The following is a 19,116-nucleotide window of genomic DNA, read 5'->3' as shown; positions in this document are numbered from 1 at the left end:
ATCAATTATAAATTAATACCTTATCGGGGGGATGTTAAAGATGACTAAAGAGCATGATAATCAAGAAGAGATTAATGAGAAGTTAATAGATAAAAAGGTAGATAGACGTAATTTCTTAAAACGCTCTGGACAGACATTTGGAGCTTTAATGGCTGCAGGCCTATTTAAATTTAACTTTTCAACAAAAGGTGCCAAAGCAAGTGAAGGAGACCTTTCAGATAAGTTAATTATTCTCCATACCAATGACATGCATGGCAGAATTGAAATAAATGAAGAAGATGGAATTATGGGTATGCCATATGTAAGTTCCATTGTCCAGGACTTCAGAGAAAATTATGAAAATGTATTACTCCTGGATGCCGGCGACACAGTCCACGGTAGACCTATTTCAGATAGATTATATGGAAGCAGTACAATTGAAACGATGAATGCAATCGGTTATGATATAATGACTGCCGGTAACCATGATTTTAACTTCGGTTATGATAGACTTCTGGAATTAGAAGAAATGATGAATGCTGAGTTAGTGTCATCAAACGTTGAAAAAGACGGAGAGTTGCTATTTAAGCCTTATACAATTAGAGAGGTAGCAGGCAGACAGATAGGCATTCTAGGTATTGCCACTCCAGCAACCAGATATACAACCCATCCTGATAATATAGAAGGAATAGATTTTACAAGCATGAGAGAGGCTACAGAACATTATGTAGAAGAGATGAGATCTGAATATGATTTAGATCTGCTTGTTGCTCTAGGCCATGTAGGATATGGTGCCAATAATCCAGATGATGAAGATTTTACCGTGACAGATGAATTAGTAACTAATGTTGATGGAATTGATATATTTGTTGACGGACATAGTCATACCAGAATCCCAGAAGGTGACTGGCATAATGATACATTAGTAGTTCAGGCATATGAATATCTCAAAAAAGTAGGAGTAGTTGAAATAGATTTCAGTAATGATCAACCAGAATTCCAGGCCCACTTAATTTCTGCAGAAGAAGCAATTGCAAATTATGAGCCAGACCCAGAATTAGAAGAAATATTATCAGATGCCAGAGATGATGCCAGAGATGCAATGTTAGGCTAAATAAAATAAAAACTCTCCTTAATCTGATACTCTCATACTCCATTATTTAAGCCAGGCGGTGTCCCCTCCGCCTGGCACTTTTTTTAATCTTTTAAATTCTCAATTTCACAGACTTCCTCTTTTAGTTGCTCTAAATCAACATCAAGTTCATGGTGAATAACAAATCCCATAGCTATTCTTAATACTATAATTGCTGCCACAATATATAATTCACTGGTCTCCCTGACAAAGACAGTCTTAAGTATCTCTGCAGCCAGATAAAACTCAAGGGCAAGGGCAATAGTTCTGGCCATCTTGATTCTCAATAAAGTGGAAGATTCATCATATTTGAGTTTAATAAAATGCCAGAAAATCATAACTGCTCCATAAATTAAAGTTATACCTCCCATTAACTCAAGAATGGCCATTAAAAAATGAGAAATATTAATCGTCAGTTCTTCTACAAGGTGAAGCATAAAATTGCCCCCTTAAGTTTAGATTAAAGAATAAAAATAATAGTTAGACCTAAAACCCAGCAGTAATAAGCAAAAATACTTAACTTTTCTTTTCTAATTAAAATTAAAAGCACCTTAATTGCAAAGAAGCTGGCTATAGTAGAAGCAATAGTCCCGGCTGTCAATTCAACTGCAGTTATACCATCAAGCCCGATTGAAAAAATATTTCGTGCCTGCAATAAAGTAGCCCCACCTATAACAGGCATTGCCAGCAGGAATGAAAAGCGGGCGGCAAGTTCTCTATTAAGGCCTTTAAATAGGCCACCTACAATCGTTGAGCCAGATCTTGATATCCCTGGAAAGATTGCAAGGGCCTGGGCAATTCCTACAAAGATTGCATCTCCCCACTTCATATTTTCCAGTGGTCTCTCCCGGGTATTAACCTTATCTGATAACCAGAGTAGAGACCCGGTGACCAGCAGGGCAAAACCTACAACAGTAAGTGTAGAAAATACTTCTTCAAAAAAATCTTCAAAAAGAATTCCGATTACCCCGGCCGGTATTGAACCTACAATTATAAAATATGTAAGCCTCCGATACTTTTCTTTTAAAGTTATAATACCTATAATTTCTTCTCTAAAAACATAAGCTACTGCAAGTAAAGAACCGAAATGGAGAAAAACATTTAAAGTTATACCACCATCAACTTCCATAAAATGCTGGAAAATAACTAAATGTCCTGAACTACTAATAGGGATAAATTCAGTTATCCCCTGAATAATACCTAAAATAATTACATTTAAAAGTCCCATTAATTAAAAACCTCCTGAAAATTATCCTGTACCTTAATTATAATTCTAGATTAATTAATAAAATCCTTTATAAACCTGTTACTTTCAGATGGATTTTATAAAGCAGATAAAAACACTTTACAATTAAATAATAATAACTTATAATATATATTAGCGTTACTTATTAAATTTAAATATGGAGGTATAATAAATGAGTAAAAAGAAACAGGAGTTAGCAGAAAAGGCAAGAAATAAAGCTGAAGGCTATTTCAAACGAGGGGAGTTCTATTGCTCAGAGGCTGTATTTACAACTATTAATGAGATGCTAGGGCAGAAGCTTCCACCAGAGACAGTCCAACTGGCTTCAGGCTTTCCAGTGGGGATTGGCCAATCAAAATGTCTCTGTGGTGCAGTTACTGGCGGTGTAATGGCCCTGGGCTTAAAATATGGTAGAACTGCTCCAGGAGCTGAGATGCCAGAGGGTTCATTCCCGAATAGTGCTGATCTCCATGATCATATTATAAATACATATGGCTCAACCTGTTGCAGGGTACTCACAAAAGATTTTGATGATTTTGGCAGTCCAGAAAGAGCAGAACACTGCTATCAGATAACCGGTGAAGTAGCAGCCTGGGTAATGGAAAGGTTGATCGAAGATGGATCAGTTAAAGAGCTGCTTTAGGTCAACACCTGTTCCAGTTGCAGGATTAATGCTGGGACTGGCCGGGCTTGGTAATCTAGTACAACCCTATGGCAACCATTTTCGGTATACCAGTGGGGCAATAGCTTTTATTGTGATTCTCTTACTTCTGGGCAGGTTTATTATTGATAATAACGGCTTTTTAAATGAACTGGATAATCCGGTAGTGGCCAGTGTGGCCCCGGCTTTTTCAATGGGGATAATTATTTTAGCAGGCTATCTTGCTCCCCATATACCTGAAATAGCAAGGGTTATCTGGTATACAGGCATTATTCTCCATGGAATATTTGTACTATTGTTTTCTACAAAGTATTTACTTAACTTTAATATTAAAAAAGTCTTTCCCAGTTACTTTATTGTCTATGTCGGAATAGTTGTAGCCAGTGTGACGGCCCCTGCTTTTGAGCGGTTATTCCTGGGGCAGGTGATCTTCTGGGCTGGTTTTATCGGATATATGGTCTTTTTACCGATTGTAACCTATCGAGTTATTATGATCAGAGAGATAAAAAAACCTGCTCTGCCAACTATCGCAATTTTCACAGCACCGGCAGGGCTCTGTCTGGCAGGCTATATGGCAGCATTTCCTGAAAAAAGTAGCCTAATGGTTGGCTGGTTAACATTTTTAACTGTAGTTATGATATCTTCTGTAATAATATATCTGCCTAAAATGCTGGCAGTGGGTTTTTGCCCCAGCTTTTCGGCATTCACCTTTCCCTTTGTAATAACAGCTATTGGATTAAGAATGGTTACAAATTATCTGACTGCAGAGTATGGCATAACACTATTAAGATATCCAGCTTTAATAGTTGAGTTTTTGGCAATAGGATTAGTATTATTTGTTCTCACTTTATATTCAATTTATATACTTAAAAATACGTTTTCAAAGTAAAATTAAATAATAAAGTAACTGTCTCGACTGGGATTATAATACCAGTCGAGATTTTTTAGTTAACAGAAATTACTCTTGCTAAATATTAATTCTTATATTATAATAGACTAATAAGTAGGACTTTAGAATCAAAAATAGAAATTTTTGGCTGATTTTTTATGTTAAAATTGTTATTTCAAATATTCGGTTTTATCATGAAATATCTGGTTGATTTCTAAATAAAAATATCGAGGTGATAACGAATGTCAGATGTTAAATTAAGTTATGAAATATTAGAAGGAAGTAATATTTTAAAGGTAGATGGTGAAGTTATTTTTGAAAACTCTAACAGGGTTAAAGAAAAAGCAAAAGAAATAATCAAGGAAATTGAAGCTAAAAAATTAATTGTTGATTTGAGTTCGACTTCTTATCTTGATAGCTCTGGGATAGGAGTTATACTGTCATTATTTAAATTTATGAGAGATAATGATGGTAAACTATTAATAGCTAATCCGAATGAAAAGGTTAAAAGAGTTTTTGAGGTCACAAAATTAAATCAAATACTGGATATTTATAATGATATTAATAAGGCGATAGAGGTGAGTTAGATGAAAGTAGAGTTTAATCAAGAATCAGCCAGGATTATTTTTGGCGAAGAAATGAATTTAATAAACAAAGAGGATTATAATGATGAATTTATGAAACTGATTGAAAAAGGAATTACTGATATAACTCTTGATTTTAATAATCTCAAAAATATTGACAGTTCAGGTCTAGGTAAAGTGCTACATTTCAACAAAATATTAAAGAATAAAGGTGGAAATCTTAAAATAAAAAATATAAACTCTGAATATGTTCAGAGAGTCTTTAAGATGATTGAACTCAATGATATAATTGAAGTTCATTAAAATAAGTGGGTGGAGTATATATGGATAATGCTGCTGATAATCTTATAAAAAAATATAATTTTACTTTAACAGCCCAGGCTAATAAGATAAATGAAATTATTAATGAATTATTAAAAGTTGTAAATAATACCGATCATAGTATTCCAGATATTGAATTCAGGCTTGAAATAGCAGCAAGGGAAATACTTGCTAATGCTATTGAATATGGTTGTAAAGATCATAATGATGAAATTGAAATTTTATTTTCAATTGAGCAAAATAAAATTGTATTATCAGTTATAGATCCTGGAGAAGGTTTTAACTGGCAGGAGCGCAGTTTTGAAATTGTTCCTGTCTTGGATGAGCGGGGTAGAGGTTTAAAGATGATAAATAAAGTATCTGATGAAATGGATTTTAATGATAAAGGTAATCAGATTAAGATTACCTTTTTAGGGGGAAAATAAATGTTTAGGAAAATTAAAAGTTCAATGTTTGCAAAATTTATACTGGCTTTTTCAATAATATTAGTTTTATTTATAGCAGCAAATTTAATTGATAATTATTTTGATAATCAGGTAGCAGAAATAGAAAATGAAATAGATGAGATGCAAAGTTTCCAGTTGTTTCTTGCTAATTTAGAGATAGATCATCATCTCTGGATGATGGAAATCTATGATATGCTGGCAGGCGGGGAAATACCGGATCTAGGTCATTATACAGAATGTAATTTAGGAACCTGGTATTATGATATTGAACCTGATGATTATTATAGTGGTCCTTACGAGGCTATGGAAGAACCTCACAGTCTTTTACATATTTCTGGAATGGAGGTTGTTGAAATTTTTGAAGCCGGACAGGAAGATGAGGCCGCTGAACAATTTAGGGAGGAAGTAATTCCAGCTGTTGAAAATGTAAGGGCAAATATAAATGAGATTATTGAACTGACTGATGAAGAAGTTGCTGGAATGCAAGGAGATAGAGATGCTTATGCAAATACAGCTAATTTAATAACCTTTGGTTCAACTATTCTAACAATAATTCTAGCAGCTATTATAGCTTTATTATTAACAAAATCAACTGTTGGTCCAGTTAATGATATTATCAAGCAGGTCGATAAAGTCGCCGCCGGTGATTTAAGGGATAATATTATGACAGGGAAGACCGATGAAATAGGCTCATTGGTATCCGCTTTTAATAATATGATCGATACTTTAAGAGATCTTGTTGGCAATATTGAGAAGAGTTCTGACTCAGTTGTTACTGCTTCAGGGGAATTAAATACGGTTTCTGATGAGACAGGTTACAGTGCTGAGGAAATTGCCAGGAGTATTACTGAAGTGGCAGAGGGCAGTGAAGAAATAAGCACCAGGATAAGAAGTTTAGAGGATGTTACTCATCAATTAGATAGTGAGGGTGAGAAACTAAAAAGTAATGCCAGTGAAAGTTTAGAAGTTGCTGATAAATCTTCAAGAACAGCAGCAGAGGGTCAAAAGGCAATTCAGGAAGCAATCGCTCAACTTGATACAGTTAGTGAGACTGTGAATTTTGCAACAGAGGCCATTGAAAAGCTTGGCGAACGGTCAAAAGAGATTGGGAAAATGGTCGATATGATTGAAGGTATTTCATCCCAGACTAATCTGCTTGCCTTAAATGCTGCAATTGAAGCTGCTAGAGCTGGAGAGAGCGGTAGAGGTTTTGCAGTTGTTGCTGAAGAGGTTAGAGAATTAGCTGAAGAGTCCTCTGAAGCTACCACTAAAATTACCAGTCTAATAGAAGATATTCAATCAGAGACAACAGCAACAGTAAATTCTATGGATACAAATATTGAAGAGGTTGAAAAACAGATAAGAATAATCAATAAAGCTGGTGATTCTCTTGACCATATGGTTGAAGCATCAGAGGAAACCAGTGATATGGTCAATAAAATGAAGGAGTTTGCAGATTCATTGGATGATATCATAGATACTATTAATCAGGCTGTTGACTCAGTTGGTTCAACTGTTGAGGATAATGCAGCCAGTGCTGAAGAAGTATCAGCTTTGGCCCAGGAACAGAGTGCATCTGTCGAAGAAGTTGCTGCTTCAGCTGATGAATTAGAGAATATGGCTCAACATCTTAAAGGATTAATTAATGAGTTTCAGGTTTAATTGTATTTTCAGGAGGAATAAATAATGAATCATAATAAATATCTGCCTATCCATAAATTAATAATGAGTGTAGCCCATGCTACTAAAATTGTCGATCAGGCAGTTTTCAATCACCATCAGCAGGTGGCTTATACCACTTTAAGGCTTGCAAGAAAGTTAGAATATCAGGATAGCTCTATTCATAATCTCCTGGTCGCTTCCCTGCTTCACGATATAGGAATGTTCGCGATTGCAAGTAAAATTGAATTATTGAAGTTTGAATATCGTCATACAAAACATGCTGATATTGGAGCCAGCTTATTAGAAAAGTATCCCTTCTTTCCAGAAGCAGCTCCGATTATTCGCTATCACCACCTTGCCTGGCAGGATGGTGAGGGTGAATTTCATGGGGAAAGATCTGTACCAGAGGAGTCCCATTTATTGCACCTTTCAGACAGGGTCTCATTAATGGTAGATGATAAATCTAATATTCTTGATCAGAAAAATAATATAATAAATTATTTGGAAGAACGGACACCAACTGTTTTCAAGCAGAAAGATCTTAAAGCTTTAAAGGCTATGGAGGATGACTTCTGGTTTAGTCTTGTCAACCCTGTGGTTATGAGGATAGAATTGGAAGATGAGTTTACAAAATATGATGGCTTTATCTCCAAAAAACAGAGTATGGATCTGGCCAAATTTTACAGTAAAATAATTGACTATCGGAGTAAATTTACATCTACCCATTCTTTAGGAGTTGCAAAGACTGCCAGGCATCTTGCTAATAAGTTAGGCTGGCCTAAAGAGGATTTAGATGATATGGAGTTAGCAGGTTACCTCCATGATTTAGGTAAGTTGGCTATTCCTTCAGATATATTAAATAAAAAGGGAAGTTTATCTGAAAGCGAGTATAATCTGATCAAAAGCCATACCTATCATACCTACCATATTTTACATCCGATAAAGGTTAAAAAAATTAATAAGATTAAACGCTGGGCAGCCAATCATCACGAACATCTCGATGGTTCTGGATACCCATTTGGTCTAAGCTCAGATAAATTATGCACAGGCAGCCGGGTTATGATGGTAGCTGATAAATTTACAGCCTTAACAGAAGATAGGCCTTACCGAAAAGGGATGTCTCAAAAGCAGGTAACTAATATTTTAAATGATCTGGCTGATTCAGGTAAAATTGATAAGGGTATGGTTAACCTCCTATTAGAAGATTATAATTCCTTTGATCATATGAGATCAGAGATACAAAATAATCGAGAAAAAGAATATTCAAAACTAGTTAATTAAAGGAGAAATGAAAGTTATCGTTAATATATAATATAGGGAGTTTTAATCTGATTGAATGGAGGTATTTACGATGGTTAATAAAACTAGTTTTGAGATTACTACTGAAGAACAGTTAGACTTATTGTCGGATCCCTTTACTCTGGCTGTACTTGGAATCCTGGAAGTTGATGAGGGTAAGACGGTAGAGGATATATTTATAGAGTTAGAAGATGATAAAGATCATATAAAAGAGTATTTATTAATGCTGGAAAAATCTGATATGGTTGACTGGGAGGAAGATGGAGACCAGAGGTTTTATTTTAAAAAGGCTGATTACTATGACCTTTCAGATGAGTTTGTGAGTGAGCTGCCAGAGAATATTCAACATCACTGGATATTTGGAATCCTATCATCATTGCAGGGAGAATATTATGATTTATTTAGAAATATAAAGAATGTCGGTTATGATAATCTTGATGATGCTTTAGAGGATAAAGGCTATCCTAATTCTGTTGATAGTTTTAGGCTCTCTGTAAATAGGTTGGACTTAGAGAAAGGCGATCTTCAGAAGATGTATAATGAAATTATGGATATTGTTCATAAATATGATGAAAAAGGTGTGGAGGCTGAAAATAGTTTGAGTTTTGATTTGAGTTTATTTGTAAAGCCTAGAATCGGTGAATTTATGAAAAAACCAAAGTAGAATCAGTCATATTAGGTATTATTCCTTATTTGCTTCAACTTTTAAATGGTGGTATAATTATCAGCAGGGTAATGTATTTATAAAAGAATTAACAGATAAAGAGGGTGTACTACCATTTTAAAAATTAATGATATTGGCAATTATTTTGAAGCGGATAAGCATTTTGATAGAGATTTTAATCCAGATAGCAATTTGCCTTCTGGTAAAAAATATATTGATCTTCATATTCATACTGTCCATTCAGATGGTTTTCTTGATAGGGCATTTCTTGAATCTTTTTTAGGTCACAGACAGCATTTGATTGCAGTAACTGATCACAATGAGATAGCTGGTAGTGTTGATCTGATAGAAAATACAGATCTTAATGTTGTTCCTGGTATTGAAATTGGCTGTCAGGACGGCTTTGAGCTATTGGTCTATTTTCAGGAATTAGCTGATTTAAAGGAGTTTTTCTATAATTGCCTGGAACCCTATAAGAATAATTTCAGGATGGCCAAGACAACTAAAGACTATAAGTATTATTTAGATATTTTAGAAGGTTATGATGTCTTTATAGCAATTCCCCATATTAATGGGTATCTTCAGAAAAACTTTATTAATAATAAAGACTATATATATGAAGTGATCAAAAGAGTTGATGGTATAGAGGTTCATAATAATACCCTTACTAAAAAGCAGAATAAGACTGCTAGAAAGCTTCAGAAAAAATTTAATAAGAAGATAGTATTTGGCAGTGATGCCCATACTCAAAAAGAGATATTTTATTTCCAGAACTACTTACGTGAAAATAAAAAATCCATCATTGAAAGCCTGGTCCATAAGGTATATGAGCTTTCATTATTTCAGAAACATTTAGCATATATTTTTAGCTAGAGTAATTTATTGAGGTGATAATAATGGCAGAAGTTGAGATAGAAGATGCCCCGGAAAATGTAGATTTTACCCAGGGTGATGAAGTTGATATTTTAATCGACCGTTTTACAGATCTCGGTATTAGAGTAATTATTAATGATAAATATTATGGCCTTGTTTATGAAGAAGATGTTTATAAACAGGTGCATGTTGGTGAAAGAAGAAAGGGCTATATTAAAAAGATTAGAGAAGATAATAAGATTGATGTCAGTCTTAGAAAGATTGGTTATGGCAGGATTGAAGATGCCAAGCAGAAAATACTTGAACGCTTAAAGGAAGAGGATGGCTTTCTCCCCCTTAATGATGATAGCTCTCCTGGAGCAATTAAGTATGAGCTGGAGATGAGCAAAGGTACTTTTAAAAAGGCAATTGGAGGACTTTACAAGGAACAGATTATTGATATAACTGATCAGGGGATTAGAATTAAATAGTATTTATTTAAGAGGAATATTAACACCAGGTCTGACCGAGATTTGATCTGGTGTATTTTTATATTATAAGTTAATCAGGATATTATAAATATACTTTAAATAAAAAAAATGGCCCTGTATAAATACAGAGCCGATACTAAAAAATTTTTTACTCGAAAAGACCTATATCTTTATCAATAATGACTTCTAAAGGCTTACTATCTTCATCGAATTTAGTTATTAAAGTAAATCGACTATGGGAATAATCGTCCTTATGAAGTCTCTGGCTTGTATAGACGTTAGCCATATGCTTTCTCTGAGGTCCACCATGTCCATTATTTGGTCTGTTTTCTTTGCTCATATTTATCACCACTTATCATCACATTATATATTAGATTGAAAATAAATGCAATAACAATTCCTGGTATTACTAAAATTTAGGTCTAAATCAGGAGGTTTTCAATGATATATATTCTGCCTTTAATAGTAACAAGTATAATACTGGCTTTAACAATTTATATTGAAAGAAGAACTTTTTTCTTAGGAATTATATTTATTGCCTGGATTCTATCTGCTTATATAACTTTTATTTCATATAGCAGGATTTTTTTAGTCAGGCTCTTTTTGATACCCTTAGCTATAATATCAATTTTACTGATTTTTGCCTATACAATCCATCTTGCTTCTTTTATAATGTCATTCTTTACTTCGGCTTATAAATTAATGAAAGAGGAAAGAAACCGCCTGGAACATAGATCAATATTTATCTTTGGGTTAATTACTTTAAGCTGGTTTTTCCTGTTTCCTTTCATAAGTAATCAGATTGAATCTCCTCTATTTGAAGGCTTAAATAATTTTACCGGTTTTATAATTGTTTACTTTTTTATTTTATTATTTATATTTTCGGTTACAACAATTTTAAATCATTTTCAGCCACCATTTAAAGATTATGATTATATCATTGTATTAGGCTGCCGGGTTAATGGTAAAAAGGTTAGCCCATTATTGGCCAGCAGACTTGATAAAGCTATTAGTTTATTCCATAAATATAATAAGCCTGAAAAGTCATTAAAAATAATAGTTTCAGGTGGCAAGGGTGAAGGCAATAGTGTTTCTGAAGCTTCAGCTATGGCAAGTTATTTAAAGGAGAAAGGTATACCAGAAGAACTAATAATACTGGAAGAGAATGCAGTCAATACCTTTGAGAACTTTGAATATGCTATGGATCTAATTAATCATGATTTCAAAGGGGCTTCTTATAAAGAGGCTAATATTCTGACTGTGACCAATAATTTTCATTTATTAAGATCACTTTTGCTGGCCAGAAAAATTGGGTTAAAGACTGATGGAGCCGGTGCCAGGACTAAACTCCATTACTGGTTAAGGGCAACTATCAAAGAATTAATGGCTATTATCTATCAGCAAAAGATCTATCATATAATTTTCATTTTTATTATAATTATTATATTGATATTGTTTTTTTAACCTATTTTGAACTATCTATTTTTGACCGGCAGGTGTATAATTATAATTAATAATGATAATTAAGTTAATATAATAAATGCCAGCCAATCTTATAAATTGGCTGGCATTTTGAGGTTTTATGGTGTATCATTTTTATTATTGTTTCCAGTTTTATCTGGAAATTCGACTCTAGTTCTTGGCAGGCTTTCAGGATAATTTTCTTGAATGAACTTAATTAATTCTTCCCTCAGGTATACTCTAAGCTCCCAGGCGGTCGGGGAATCCTGGGCACTGACTAAAACTCTAACTTCCATAGTTCTTTCACTGGCATTGGTTACCTGCACAACTTTAACATTTCCATCCCAGAGTTCATTGTTTTCAAGCAGTCTGTCTAATTCTGCCCGGATTTCATCAATTGGTACTGTATAATCTGTATATAAGAAGACAGTTCCTAAAATATCAGATGTCTTTCTAGTCCAGTTCTGAAAGGTATTATCGATAAAGTAAGTTGATGGAACAACAAGTCTCCTTTGATCCCAGACTTTAACTATTACATATGTTAAATTAATTTCTTCAATCCAGCCCCATTCGCCATCAACGATTACAACATCGTCGATTCTGATTGGCTGGGCAATGGCCAGCTGGATACCAGCAATAATTGAGGCGATTACCTTTTGAGCAGAAAAGCCGATTACTATGCCTGCAACTCCGGCGGAAGCAAAAAGACTTACCCCGATATTTCTAATAGGATCAAATGTCATTAAAGCTGTAGCAACTGCAAAGAAGATGACTAAAACTTCCAGCACTCTTTCAAGTACTTTATACTGGGTCTGGGCTTTTCTAGCTTTTAAATTATCTTTTACATCGATTCGATGTTTTTCACTTAGATAAATTATAAATAAACGCATTATCCTGATGACCAGCCAGCTAATAGCCAGTATAAAAGTTATTATAAATAGATGTTGGATATTCTCCATTATCAGATTGATTTCTTCATAATATTGAAAGGGTATAAGCAATGCAATATTTAGTAGAAGTAAAAAGATTGGTATCTTTAACTTATCTCGCATGGCCTGGTATTTATTTTCTGAAAAATTTCTAAAGATCCAGCGGGTAGCTAAAAGCAATAAGAAATAAAATAATAGAAAAACTGCCAGACTAATAATAAATGTTAGGATCATTAGATTCACTCCCTTTATTAAATTATAATGTTATAATAGAGAAGTTACAAATCAATAATAAATCTAGACAAAATAACAAAAAAAATGACAAAAAGACTGTAAAATTGAGTTGTTTTCTGATACAATAGTCCTGGTGAGGTGAAATATCAATGGCTATTTATTATTTGAGTTTAAAAACTAAACCTGGTAAAAATACTCATGAAGTTCATAAATCAAATTGTCCCCATTTACCAGAAGCAAAAAACCGGAAGCATTTAGGGAATTTTATAAGTTGTAAAGCTGCAGTCAGGGAAGCTAAAAATTTTGTAGAAAAACCTAATGGCTGTTGTTATTGTAGCAGGTTATGCAATTCTGCCTGCTAACTTAAATTAAATAAGGGTTTTTTAGAGAAAACCTTTGACAAGTATCTTTACCTGTGCTATACTTATTTTTGTTGGACACAAAATCTAGTTTCATCGTCCAATGTAGAAAATAGGAGGAATTTATTTAAATGATTTACACAGGTACAGTTAAATGGTTTAACGATCAAAAAGGTTTCGGTTTTATTGAAAGAGAATCTGGTGACGACGTATTCGTACATTTCTCAGCAATTCAGGATGAAGGTTTCAAAAGCCTGGAAGATGGTCAGGACGTTGAGTTTGAAGTAGTAGAAGGCGACCGCGGACCACAAGCTGAAAACGTTGTTGCTATATAATAAGTATATAATACTTTAATATAAAGCGAAAACGTAAGGCCCCCTGCCATTAATTTGGCAGGGGGTTTTTTGATTTTATTTTAAGTTTTTATTTAATATATGTAACAGTGCATTGACAAATTTAATAATTAGGAATATACTATCTATATAAATGCATGTTAGTCAATATGTATACATGCGCAATAATAAAATAAAAAGGAGAGATTGCCATGAGCAAAATATTAGGGATTGATTTAGGGACCACTAATTCCTGTATGGCAATTATTGAAGGCGGAGAGCCTACCATCATTAATAATAAAGAGGGTGGCCGGACTACACCTTCAGTCGTTGCCTTTAACAAAAAGGGTGAAAGAATTGTTGGCGAGCAGGCTAAGAGACAGGCTATAACTAACTCAGATCAGACTGTAACATCTATTAAACGTCAGATGGGCAGCGATTTTAAAGTTAATTTAAAAGGGACTGAATATACCCCTCAGGAGATCTCTGCGATGATCTTACAGAAATTAAAATCAGATGCCGAAGAATATCTTGGCCAGGAGGTAAAGGAAGCAGTAATAACTGTGCCGGCTTATTTTAGTGATAGTCAGCGGCAGGCAACTAGAGATGCCGGTCGGATTGCTGGCCTTGAAGTTGAGAGGATTATTAATGAACCGACAGCAGCTGCTCTGGCCTATGGCCTTGATGATAAAAAGGATCAGACAATTATGGTTTATGACCTTGGAGGCGGCACCTTTGATATTTCAATTCTGGAGATAGGAGATGGTGTCTTTGAAGTTATAGCAACCAGTGGCAATAATAAGCTTGGTGGAGATGATTTTGATGAAAGAATTATTAATTATCTGGCCGAGCAATTTCAGAATGAAACTGGGATTGATCTTAAAAAAGATAAAATGGCATTACAGCGCTTAAAGGATGCAGCTGAAAAAGCAAAAATTGAATTATCAAGTATTCAGGAGACTAACATTAATCTCCCCTTTATTACTCAGACTGATGATGGCCCTAAACATCTAGATATAAACCTGACAAGGGCTAAATTTAACGATTTAACAGCCGATCTGGTGGAGGCTACTATGGGACCGGCCAGACAGGCTATGAAGGATGCCGGGCTTTCTACCGGTGAAATTGATGAGGTGCTTCTTGTTGGTGGATCTACTAGAATTCCGGCAGTTCAGGAAGCAGTTCAAAAGCTTGCCGGTAAGGATGCAAATAAAAGTATAAACCCAGATGAAGTTGTTGCAATTGGGGCAGCTATTCAGGGGGGAGTACTTGCTGGAGATGTTGATGATCTTGTTCTCCTTGATATTACACCATTATCTCTAGGCATTGAAACTTTAGGTGGAGTCTTTACAAAATTAATTGAGAGGAATACAACTATTCCTGTTTCAGAGAGTAAAGTCTTCTCCACAGCTGAAGATAATCAAAACTCTGTTGAAATTAATGTATTACAGGGTGAAAGAAAGATGGCCAGGAATAATAAAACTTTAGGCCGGTTTCAATTGACCAATATTCCACCGGCCCCAAGAGGGATTCCACAAATTGAAGTGACTTTTGATATAGATGAAAATGGGATTGTAAATGTTTCAGCTAAAGATAAAGGTACTGGTAATCAACAGAAAATAACTATTAAATCTAACAGTGGACTTAGTGAAGAGGATATAGAAAGTATGATAAAAGATGCAGAACGTTATGCTGAAGAAGATAGAAAGAAGTTTGAAGAGGTTGATACCAAAAATGAGGCTGAATCATTAATCTATTCAGTAGAAAAAACCCTAAAAGAATCTGGCGACAAAGTAGATTCTGGCTTAAAAGATCAGATTGCCGGCTCAATAAAAGAGTTAAAAAAAGAGCTGGATAAGGAGACAATTAATGTTGATTCTGTCAAAAATAAAATAGATATTCTCTCTGATCTGTTTACAGATGTAAGTCAGCAGTTATATCAAAAACAGGAGACTGAGAAGAAAACTAAAAACCAATCTGAATCAAAAGCTGAAGAAAATTTAGATCAGGATAATGATGATGCTATTGATGTTGATTTTGAAGAATTATAACTATTTCGTTGACTCCACCAGATGAAAAATATACAGTTGATACAAATCTTCAAATTTAATAAAAAGAAAAGAGCCCCTCATTTGAGGGGCTTTAATTTTTCTTCATTAAATTTAATGAAGCTTGATTAGTTATTAAAATTCAAAACTGCCATCTTCATTAACTGTGATTCGGCCATCGAGATAATAAACATTTTCGTAACCCATCTCAACTAGTGTATCAACGACACCTCTGGCCCTTACACCGGCAGCACAGTGGACAACAATGGTTGCATCCATATCTTCAGGCAGGAGATCAACGAACTCATCAGGATTTTCATTGATTTCACCGCTTGGGATATGGAGGGCACCATCGATTAGACCACTGGCTTCAATTTCATCATCATCTCTGGCATCAATTATTGTAGCTCCATCATCATACATCTCACTGAATTCAGCACTTTCTACTCCGCGATCGATCTGTGGTTCGCCTAAATCAGCGTCAGTTGCATCGGTGCCGAAAAGTGGTAATTCATGAGCTTCCCAGACAGGAATTCCGCCGGCCAGTACTTTAACATCTTTAAAACCTTCGCTTGCCAGAACCCTGGCAACAGCATGGCTATGGCCTCAGAAGAAACCACCACAGTAAGTGATTATTTCAATATCTTTATTGGCAGACATAAAATCTAAATACTTATCATCAAAAATTGTATGTTCCATTGAATCTGCTGTTGGAATATGGCTTTCAATATACATGGCAAAGCCTCTGGTATCAATAATCTGATAGGGCTTATTATCTATTTCACCGACATACTCAGCATGGAGCAGGCTTGAAACATATTCTGGTGTTGTGGTTAAATAATTACCGTTTCTGTTCCAGCCATCTATTCCTGCTTCATATAGCTTGACATTTCTATAACCTAAACTTTCTGTTCTGGAAATAAAATCATGACAGTCTGGACCATAAAATATTATCTTAGTATCTAAATCAAAGGGAAGTGGTCCTGGTCTGAAATCTTCATCTTCAGGCATATTGATAGCACCATTGATATGACCCTTTTCAAATTCCTCTCTGCTTCTGGTATCGACTAAAGCAAAATCCCAGTCTTCAGGAACTTCATCATAACTCTCTCTTTCTTCAGAGGTAGCAGGGAGCATATCCTTTAATTCAGAGGTTGTTATTGTCTCGACATCTGCAGCACTTACAAAAAACATTGAGCCTAAATCGCCTTCACCTGGCCCGTCGGCGCTTGTTCAACCAAAAGCTGGAGCAGCCAGGATGAAGATTAGAGCAAATGTTAAGATGGCAATTTTATAACTCTTTTTAAACATAATAAATTTCCTCCTCTATAGTGTTTTAGACTTTTTCTATTTTTACAAGAGCTTCCTGGCGCATAGCATGCCCGGAAATATCTGATATCTGATATGGAACAAGATCATTTGGATTAATAGCATCAATCTCTTTAGAAGTTTCATAATAGGGAGTCTTATTGCCATAACCAGAAGGCATAAAGACTGTTCCAGGATGAACCCTCTGGGTGACCTTAACCCTTGCTTCCTGGGTTGAGAGTGATGATGTCACCTTAACCTTATCACCATCTTCAATTCCCATCTCATCTGCCACCTGCTTATTAATCCATAATCTATTGGTATCATAGTCCTTAGTGATCTGGGCTAAAATATCAATATTAGCAGTTGCAGAATGGGAATGGAAACCTTCTTTTCCTGTGATAAATCTGAATTGATTTTCTTCTTCTTCAAGACCAACACCTGGTTCCTGCCAGCCAACAATTCCTGGTTGGCCAACATGGTCATAAACTTCAGAGTAAAATTCAAAATCACCGGATCTGGTATTTAGATTTTTATTGCCATAGGGGCTATCTGTTTCAACTCTCATTGAGCCTATCTCTTTAAACTCATCCAGGGTGATATCATATGGCTCTAAAAGAGCTTCATTTAAATCATCAAGGGTGAATTCAAAGTAATGACCTACATCAAGATAATGGGCAAGTTCAGTGATTATTTCATCAAAACTCTTTGTCTTCTCATAGACTTTCGGGATTACCTGGGTTCTCATGCCGATGGTTGGAATAGGACCAGCTTCAGCATTAATCATTTCTTCTCTTTCCATGTAACTGCATTCAGGCAAAATATAATCAGCTAACATGGCTGTTTCTGTCATATTTATTTCAAAGACTACGGATAGTTCCAGATTTCTAAAGCCTTCAGCCATATGTTCATAATCAGGGAAATTTCTTACTGGATTATGATGTCTAATAAACATTGACTTCAGACGACCTTCTTTGGATTTCTCCATCAGGTAATGGGGAAGGCCATAACTGCCGGCAAGTGGGTACTCATCGATAACGCCAACACCATCAGTTCTTCTTGTATTTGGTGCCTCAGGTGCTGGATATTTATTATTATCTAACTGTCCTAATTCAGGAGCAGGATAAAAGATTAATCCACCTTCTTCATTAATATTACCTAATAGTGCATTCAAACAGGAGATTGCCCTGGCAGTCTCATCACTATTTGCATAGAGGGCTCCAAATCCGCCACCCCAGCCTGGATGGACCATTGATTTCGGTCTGTTTTCCCCTAATCCTCTGGCCATCTCTCTGATTGTATCAGCAGGTACATCACAGATATCTTCAGCCCATTCAGGAGTATATTCTGATAGTGATTCAGCAAATTCTTCAAAGCCAACAGAGTGCTCATTAACGAATTCTTCATCATAGAGATCGTTTTCGATGATCTCTCTGCTCATAGCAAGAACCATTGCCAGATCTGTACCTGGCTTGACAGGTACCCATTTGTCTGCCAGTTTAGCTACATCATTCTGGCGGGGGTCAACACAAATAACTTCTGTATCACCGGAAAGGGCTTTGCTTACCTTTTTATTCTGATCAGTTCTAATACCACCGCCATGGTTGCGGCCGATCAGGACAACATAATTACTATTGCCCATATCTGCATGGGGTACTCCACCCATTGAATATACAAAGCCAGTAGTTCTGGCTGCATTACATGAAGTAGCATGGGTGCAGACAGTGCTGGCATTTAAAGCATCCATAAACCTTCCAATATAAAATGTGCCAGTTGACCGGGGATAATGGCCGAAGGCCAGGGCACCAGGGCCATATTCTCCGATGATATCATTGAGCTTTTCTGAGATTTCAGTATAAGCCTGTTCCCAGGATATTTCTTCAAATTCGCCTTCTCCGACTCGCTTTAAAGGCTGTTTGATTCTATCAGAATCATAAACCCAGCGGAGGCCTCCATGGGAACGGGCACATAATTTACCTAAACTCTTGGCATTATCTTCATGGCCTTCAACTTTCCAGACCCGGCCATTTTTCACATAGGCCCAGGCACCACACTGGCTGCCACAGGTATTACATAAAGTTGGATATTTTTTAATGTCAGCTTCCTGGGCTTCAGCAGACCAGTCAAAGAAATTAAAGCCTTTTAATGAAAGAGCTAAAGCTCCAGCAATCTGACCGGATTTTTTTATTAATTTACGTCTGGTTAATTTCATTGATAGT

General features: G+C 35.4%; 22 protein-coding genes. 15 read left to right on the top strand and 7 right to left on the bottom strand.

The genetic code is table 11. The features are described from left to right. Positions 1-31 precede the first annotated feature (31 nt). Positions 32-1,093 carry a bifunctional metallophosphatase/5'-nucleotidase gene (locus I0Q91_RS09710; protein WP_270454314.1) on the top strand — a complete coding sequence of 354 codons (1,062 nt, stop codon included), beginning with the start codon at positions 32-34 and terminating at the stop codon, positions 1,091-1,093. A gap of 83 nt (positions 1,094-1,176) precedes the next feature. Here I0Q91_RS09710 and I0Q91_RS09705 read toward each other — a convergent pair whose 3' ends face one another. Then, a complete protein-coding gene (locus I0Q91_RS09705) occupies positions 1,177-1,548 on the bottom strand; it encodes a DUF1622 domain-containing protein (protein ID WP_270454313.1) in 372 nt (123 codons plus the stop codon). Positions 1,549-1,571: 23 nt separating this feature from the next. After that, a complete protein-coding gene (uppP, locus tag I0Q91_RS09700; RefSeq protein ID WP_270454312.1) occupies positions 1,572-2,339 on the bottom strand; it encodes an undecaprenyl-diphosphatase UppP in 768 nt (255 codons plus the stop codon). A gap of 190 nt (positions 2,340-2,529) precedes the next feature. Between uppP and I0Q91_RS09695 the strand changes: the two genes are divergently transcribed. The 10 genes from I0Q91_RS09695 to I0Q91_RS09650 all read left to right on the top strand — a co-directional run bounded on the left by I0Q91_RS09695 (position 2,530) and on the right by I0Q91_RS09650 (position 10,226). Beyond that, positions 2,530-3,000 carry a C-GCAxxG-C-C family protein gene (locus I0Q91_RS09695; protein WP_270454311.1) on the top strand — a complete coding sequence of 157 codons (471 nt, stop codon included), beginning with the start codon at positions 2,530-2,532 and terminating at the stop codon, positions 2,998-3,000. Beyond that, complete coding sequence (locus tag I0Q91_RS09690) at positions 2,975-3,907, top strand: TDT family transporter (RefSeq protein ID WP_270454310.1); 933 nt, start codon at positions 2,975-2,977, stop codon at positions 3,905-3,907. Before I0Q91_RS09695 ends, I0Q91_RS09690 begins: the two co-directional genes overlap by 26 nt. 242 nt (positions 3,908-4,149) lie before the next feature. Beyond that, positions 4,150-4,494 (top strand): STAS domain-containing protein, encoded by a 345-nt coding sequence (locus I0Q91_RS09685; protein WP_270454309.1) that lies wholly within the window; start codon positions 4,150-4,152, stop codon positions 4,492-4,494. Beyond that, positions 4,495-4,794, top strand: coding sequence for an STAS domain-containing protein (locus tag I0Q91_RS09680; protein ID WP_270454306.1), 300 nt, complete (start codon positions 4,495-4,497; stop codon positions 4,792-4,794). 20 nt (positions 4,795-4,814) lie between these two features. Next, on the top strand, positions 4,815-5,237 hold the full coding sequence (locus I0Q91_RS09675) for an ATP-binding protein (RefSeq protein ID WP_270454305.1): 423 nt from the start codon (positions 4,815-4,817) through the stop codon (positions 5,235-5,237). Next, a complete protein-coding gene (locus tag I0Q91_RS09670) occupies positions 5,238-6,920 on the top strand; it encodes a methyl-accepting chemotaxis protein (RefSeq protein WP_270454304.1) in 1,683 nt (560 codons plus the stop codon). Positions 6,921-6,944: 24 nt separating this feature from the next. Further along, positions 6,945-8,201 (top strand): HD-GYP domain-containing protein, encoded by a 1,257-nt coding sequence (locus tag I0Q91_RS09665; protein WP_270454303.1) that lies wholly within the window; start codon positions 6,945-6,947, stop codon positions 8,199-8,201. Between the two features lie 70 nt (positions 8,202-8,271). Next, complete coding sequence (locus tag I0Q91_RS09660; RefSeq protein WP_270454302.1) at positions 8,272-8,883, top strand: hypothetical protein; 612 nt, start codon at positions 8,272-8,274, stop codon at positions 8,881-8,883. Between the two features lie 192 nt (positions 8,884-9,075). Next, the gene (locus I0Q91_RS09655) at positions 9,076-9,756 is read left to right on the top strand and encodes a PHP domain-containing protein (protein ID WP_270454301.1); all 681 of its coding nucleotides are present in this window, start codon (positions 9,076-9,078) and stop codon (positions 9,754-9,756) included. Positions 9,757-9,779: 23 nt separating this feature from the next. Continuing rightward, the gene (locus I0Q91_RS09650; protein WP_270454299.1) at positions 9,780-10,226 is read left to right on the top strand and encodes a S1 RNA-binding domain-containing protein; all 447 of its coding nucleotides are present in this window, start codon (positions 9,780-9,782) and stop codon (positions 10,224-10,226) included. Between the two features lie 148 nt (positions 10,227-10,374). Here I0Q91_RS09650 and I0Q91_RS09645 read toward each other — a convergent pair whose 3' ends face one another. Beyond that, positions 10,375-10,566 carry a hypothetical protein gene (locus I0Q91_RS09645; RefSeq protein WP_270454298.1) on the bottom strand — a complete coding sequence of 64 codons (192 nt, stop codon included), beginning with the start codon at positions 10,564-10,566 and terminating at the stop codon, positions 10,375-10,377. A 101-nt stretch (positions 10,567-10,667) separates the two neighbouring features. On the opposite strand from I0Q91_RS09645, the gene I0Q91_RS09640 reads away from it, so the two are divergent. Further along, positions 10,668-11,690, top strand: coding sequence for a YdcF family protein (locus I0Q91_RS09640; protein ID WP_270454297.1), 1,023 nt, complete (start codon positions 10,668-10,670; stop codon positions 11,688-11,690). Positions 11,691-11,806: 116 nt separating this feature from the next. On the opposite strand, the gene I0Q91_RS09635 is transcribed toward I0Q91_RS09640, so the two are convergent. Then, on the bottom strand, positions 11,807-12,850 hold the full coding sequence (locus I0Q91_RS09635; RefSeq protein ID WP_270454296.1) for a mechanosensitive ion channel family protein: 1,044 nt from the start codon (positions 12,848-12,850) through the stop codon (positions 11,807-11,809). 149 nt (positions 12,851-12,999) lie between these two features. Between I0Q91_RS09635 and I0Q91_RS09630 the strand changes: the two genes are divergently transcribed. The 3 genes from I0Q91_RS09630 to dnaK all read left to right on the top strand — a co-directional run bounded on the left by I0Q91_RS09630 (position 13,000) and on the right by dnaK (position 15,592). Continuing rightward, the gene (locus I0Q91_RS09630) at positions 13,000-13,212 is read left to right on the top strand and encodes a hypothetical protein (protein WP_270454294.1); all 213 of its coding nucleotides are present in this window, start codon (positions 13,000-13,002) and stop codon (positions 13,210-13,212) included. 128 nt (positions 13,213-13,340) lie between these two features. Continuing rightward, positions 13,341-13,544 (top strand): cold shock domain-containing protein, encoded by a 204-nt coding sequence (locus I0Q91_RS09625; protein WP_270454293.1) that lies wholly within the window; start codon positions 13,341-13,343, stop codon positions 13,542-13,544. Between the two features lie 209 nt (positions 13,545-13,753). Then, positions 13,754-15,592 carry a molecular chaperone DnaK gene (dnaK, locus tag I0Q91_RS09620; RefSeq protein ID WP_270454292.1) on the top strand — a complete coding sequence of 613 codons (1,839 nt, stop codon included), beginning with the start codon at positions 13,754-13,756 and terminating at the stop codon, positions 15,590-15,592. A 132-nt stretch (positions 15,593-15,724) separates the two neighbouring features. Here the strand turns inward: dnaK and I0Q91_RS09615 are convergent, their stop codons facing one another. From I0Q91_RS09615 to I0Q91_RS09605, 3 genes are all read right to left on the bottom strand, one after another. Beyond that, positions 15,725-16,048: a rhodanese-like domain-containing protein gene (locus I0Q91_RS09615; protein ID WP_270454461.1), complete on the bottom strand. Its 324-nt coding sequence runs from the start codon at positions 16,046-16,048 to the stop codon at positions 15,725-15,727. Positions 16,049-16,195: 147 nt separating this feature from the next. Continuing rightward, positions 16,196-16,783, bottom strand: a complete 588-nt coding sequence (locus tag I0Q91_RS09610) for a rhodanese-like domain-containing protein (RefSeq protein WP_270454291.1) — start codon at positions 16,781-16,783, stop codon at positions 16,196-16,198. A 142-nt stretch (positions 16,784-16,925) separates the two neighbouring features. Continuing rightward, entirely contained in the window at positions 16,926-19,109 is a 2,184-nt protein-coding gene (locus I0Q91_RS09605) for a molybdopterin-containing oxidoreductase family protein (protein ID WP_270454290.1), read from the bottom strand. Positions 19,110-19,116: the final 7 nt, after the last annotated feature.

This window comes from Halonatronomonas betaini, assembly GCF_015666175.1.
GTDB classification, from domain to species: Bacteria; Bacillota; Halanaerobiia; order Halanaerobiales; family Halarsenatibacteraceae; genus Halonatronomonas; species Halonatronomonas betaini.
The sequence above is the reverse complement of the archived record's forward strand: the minus strand, read 5'-3'. Positions and strand labels throughout refer to the sequence as shown.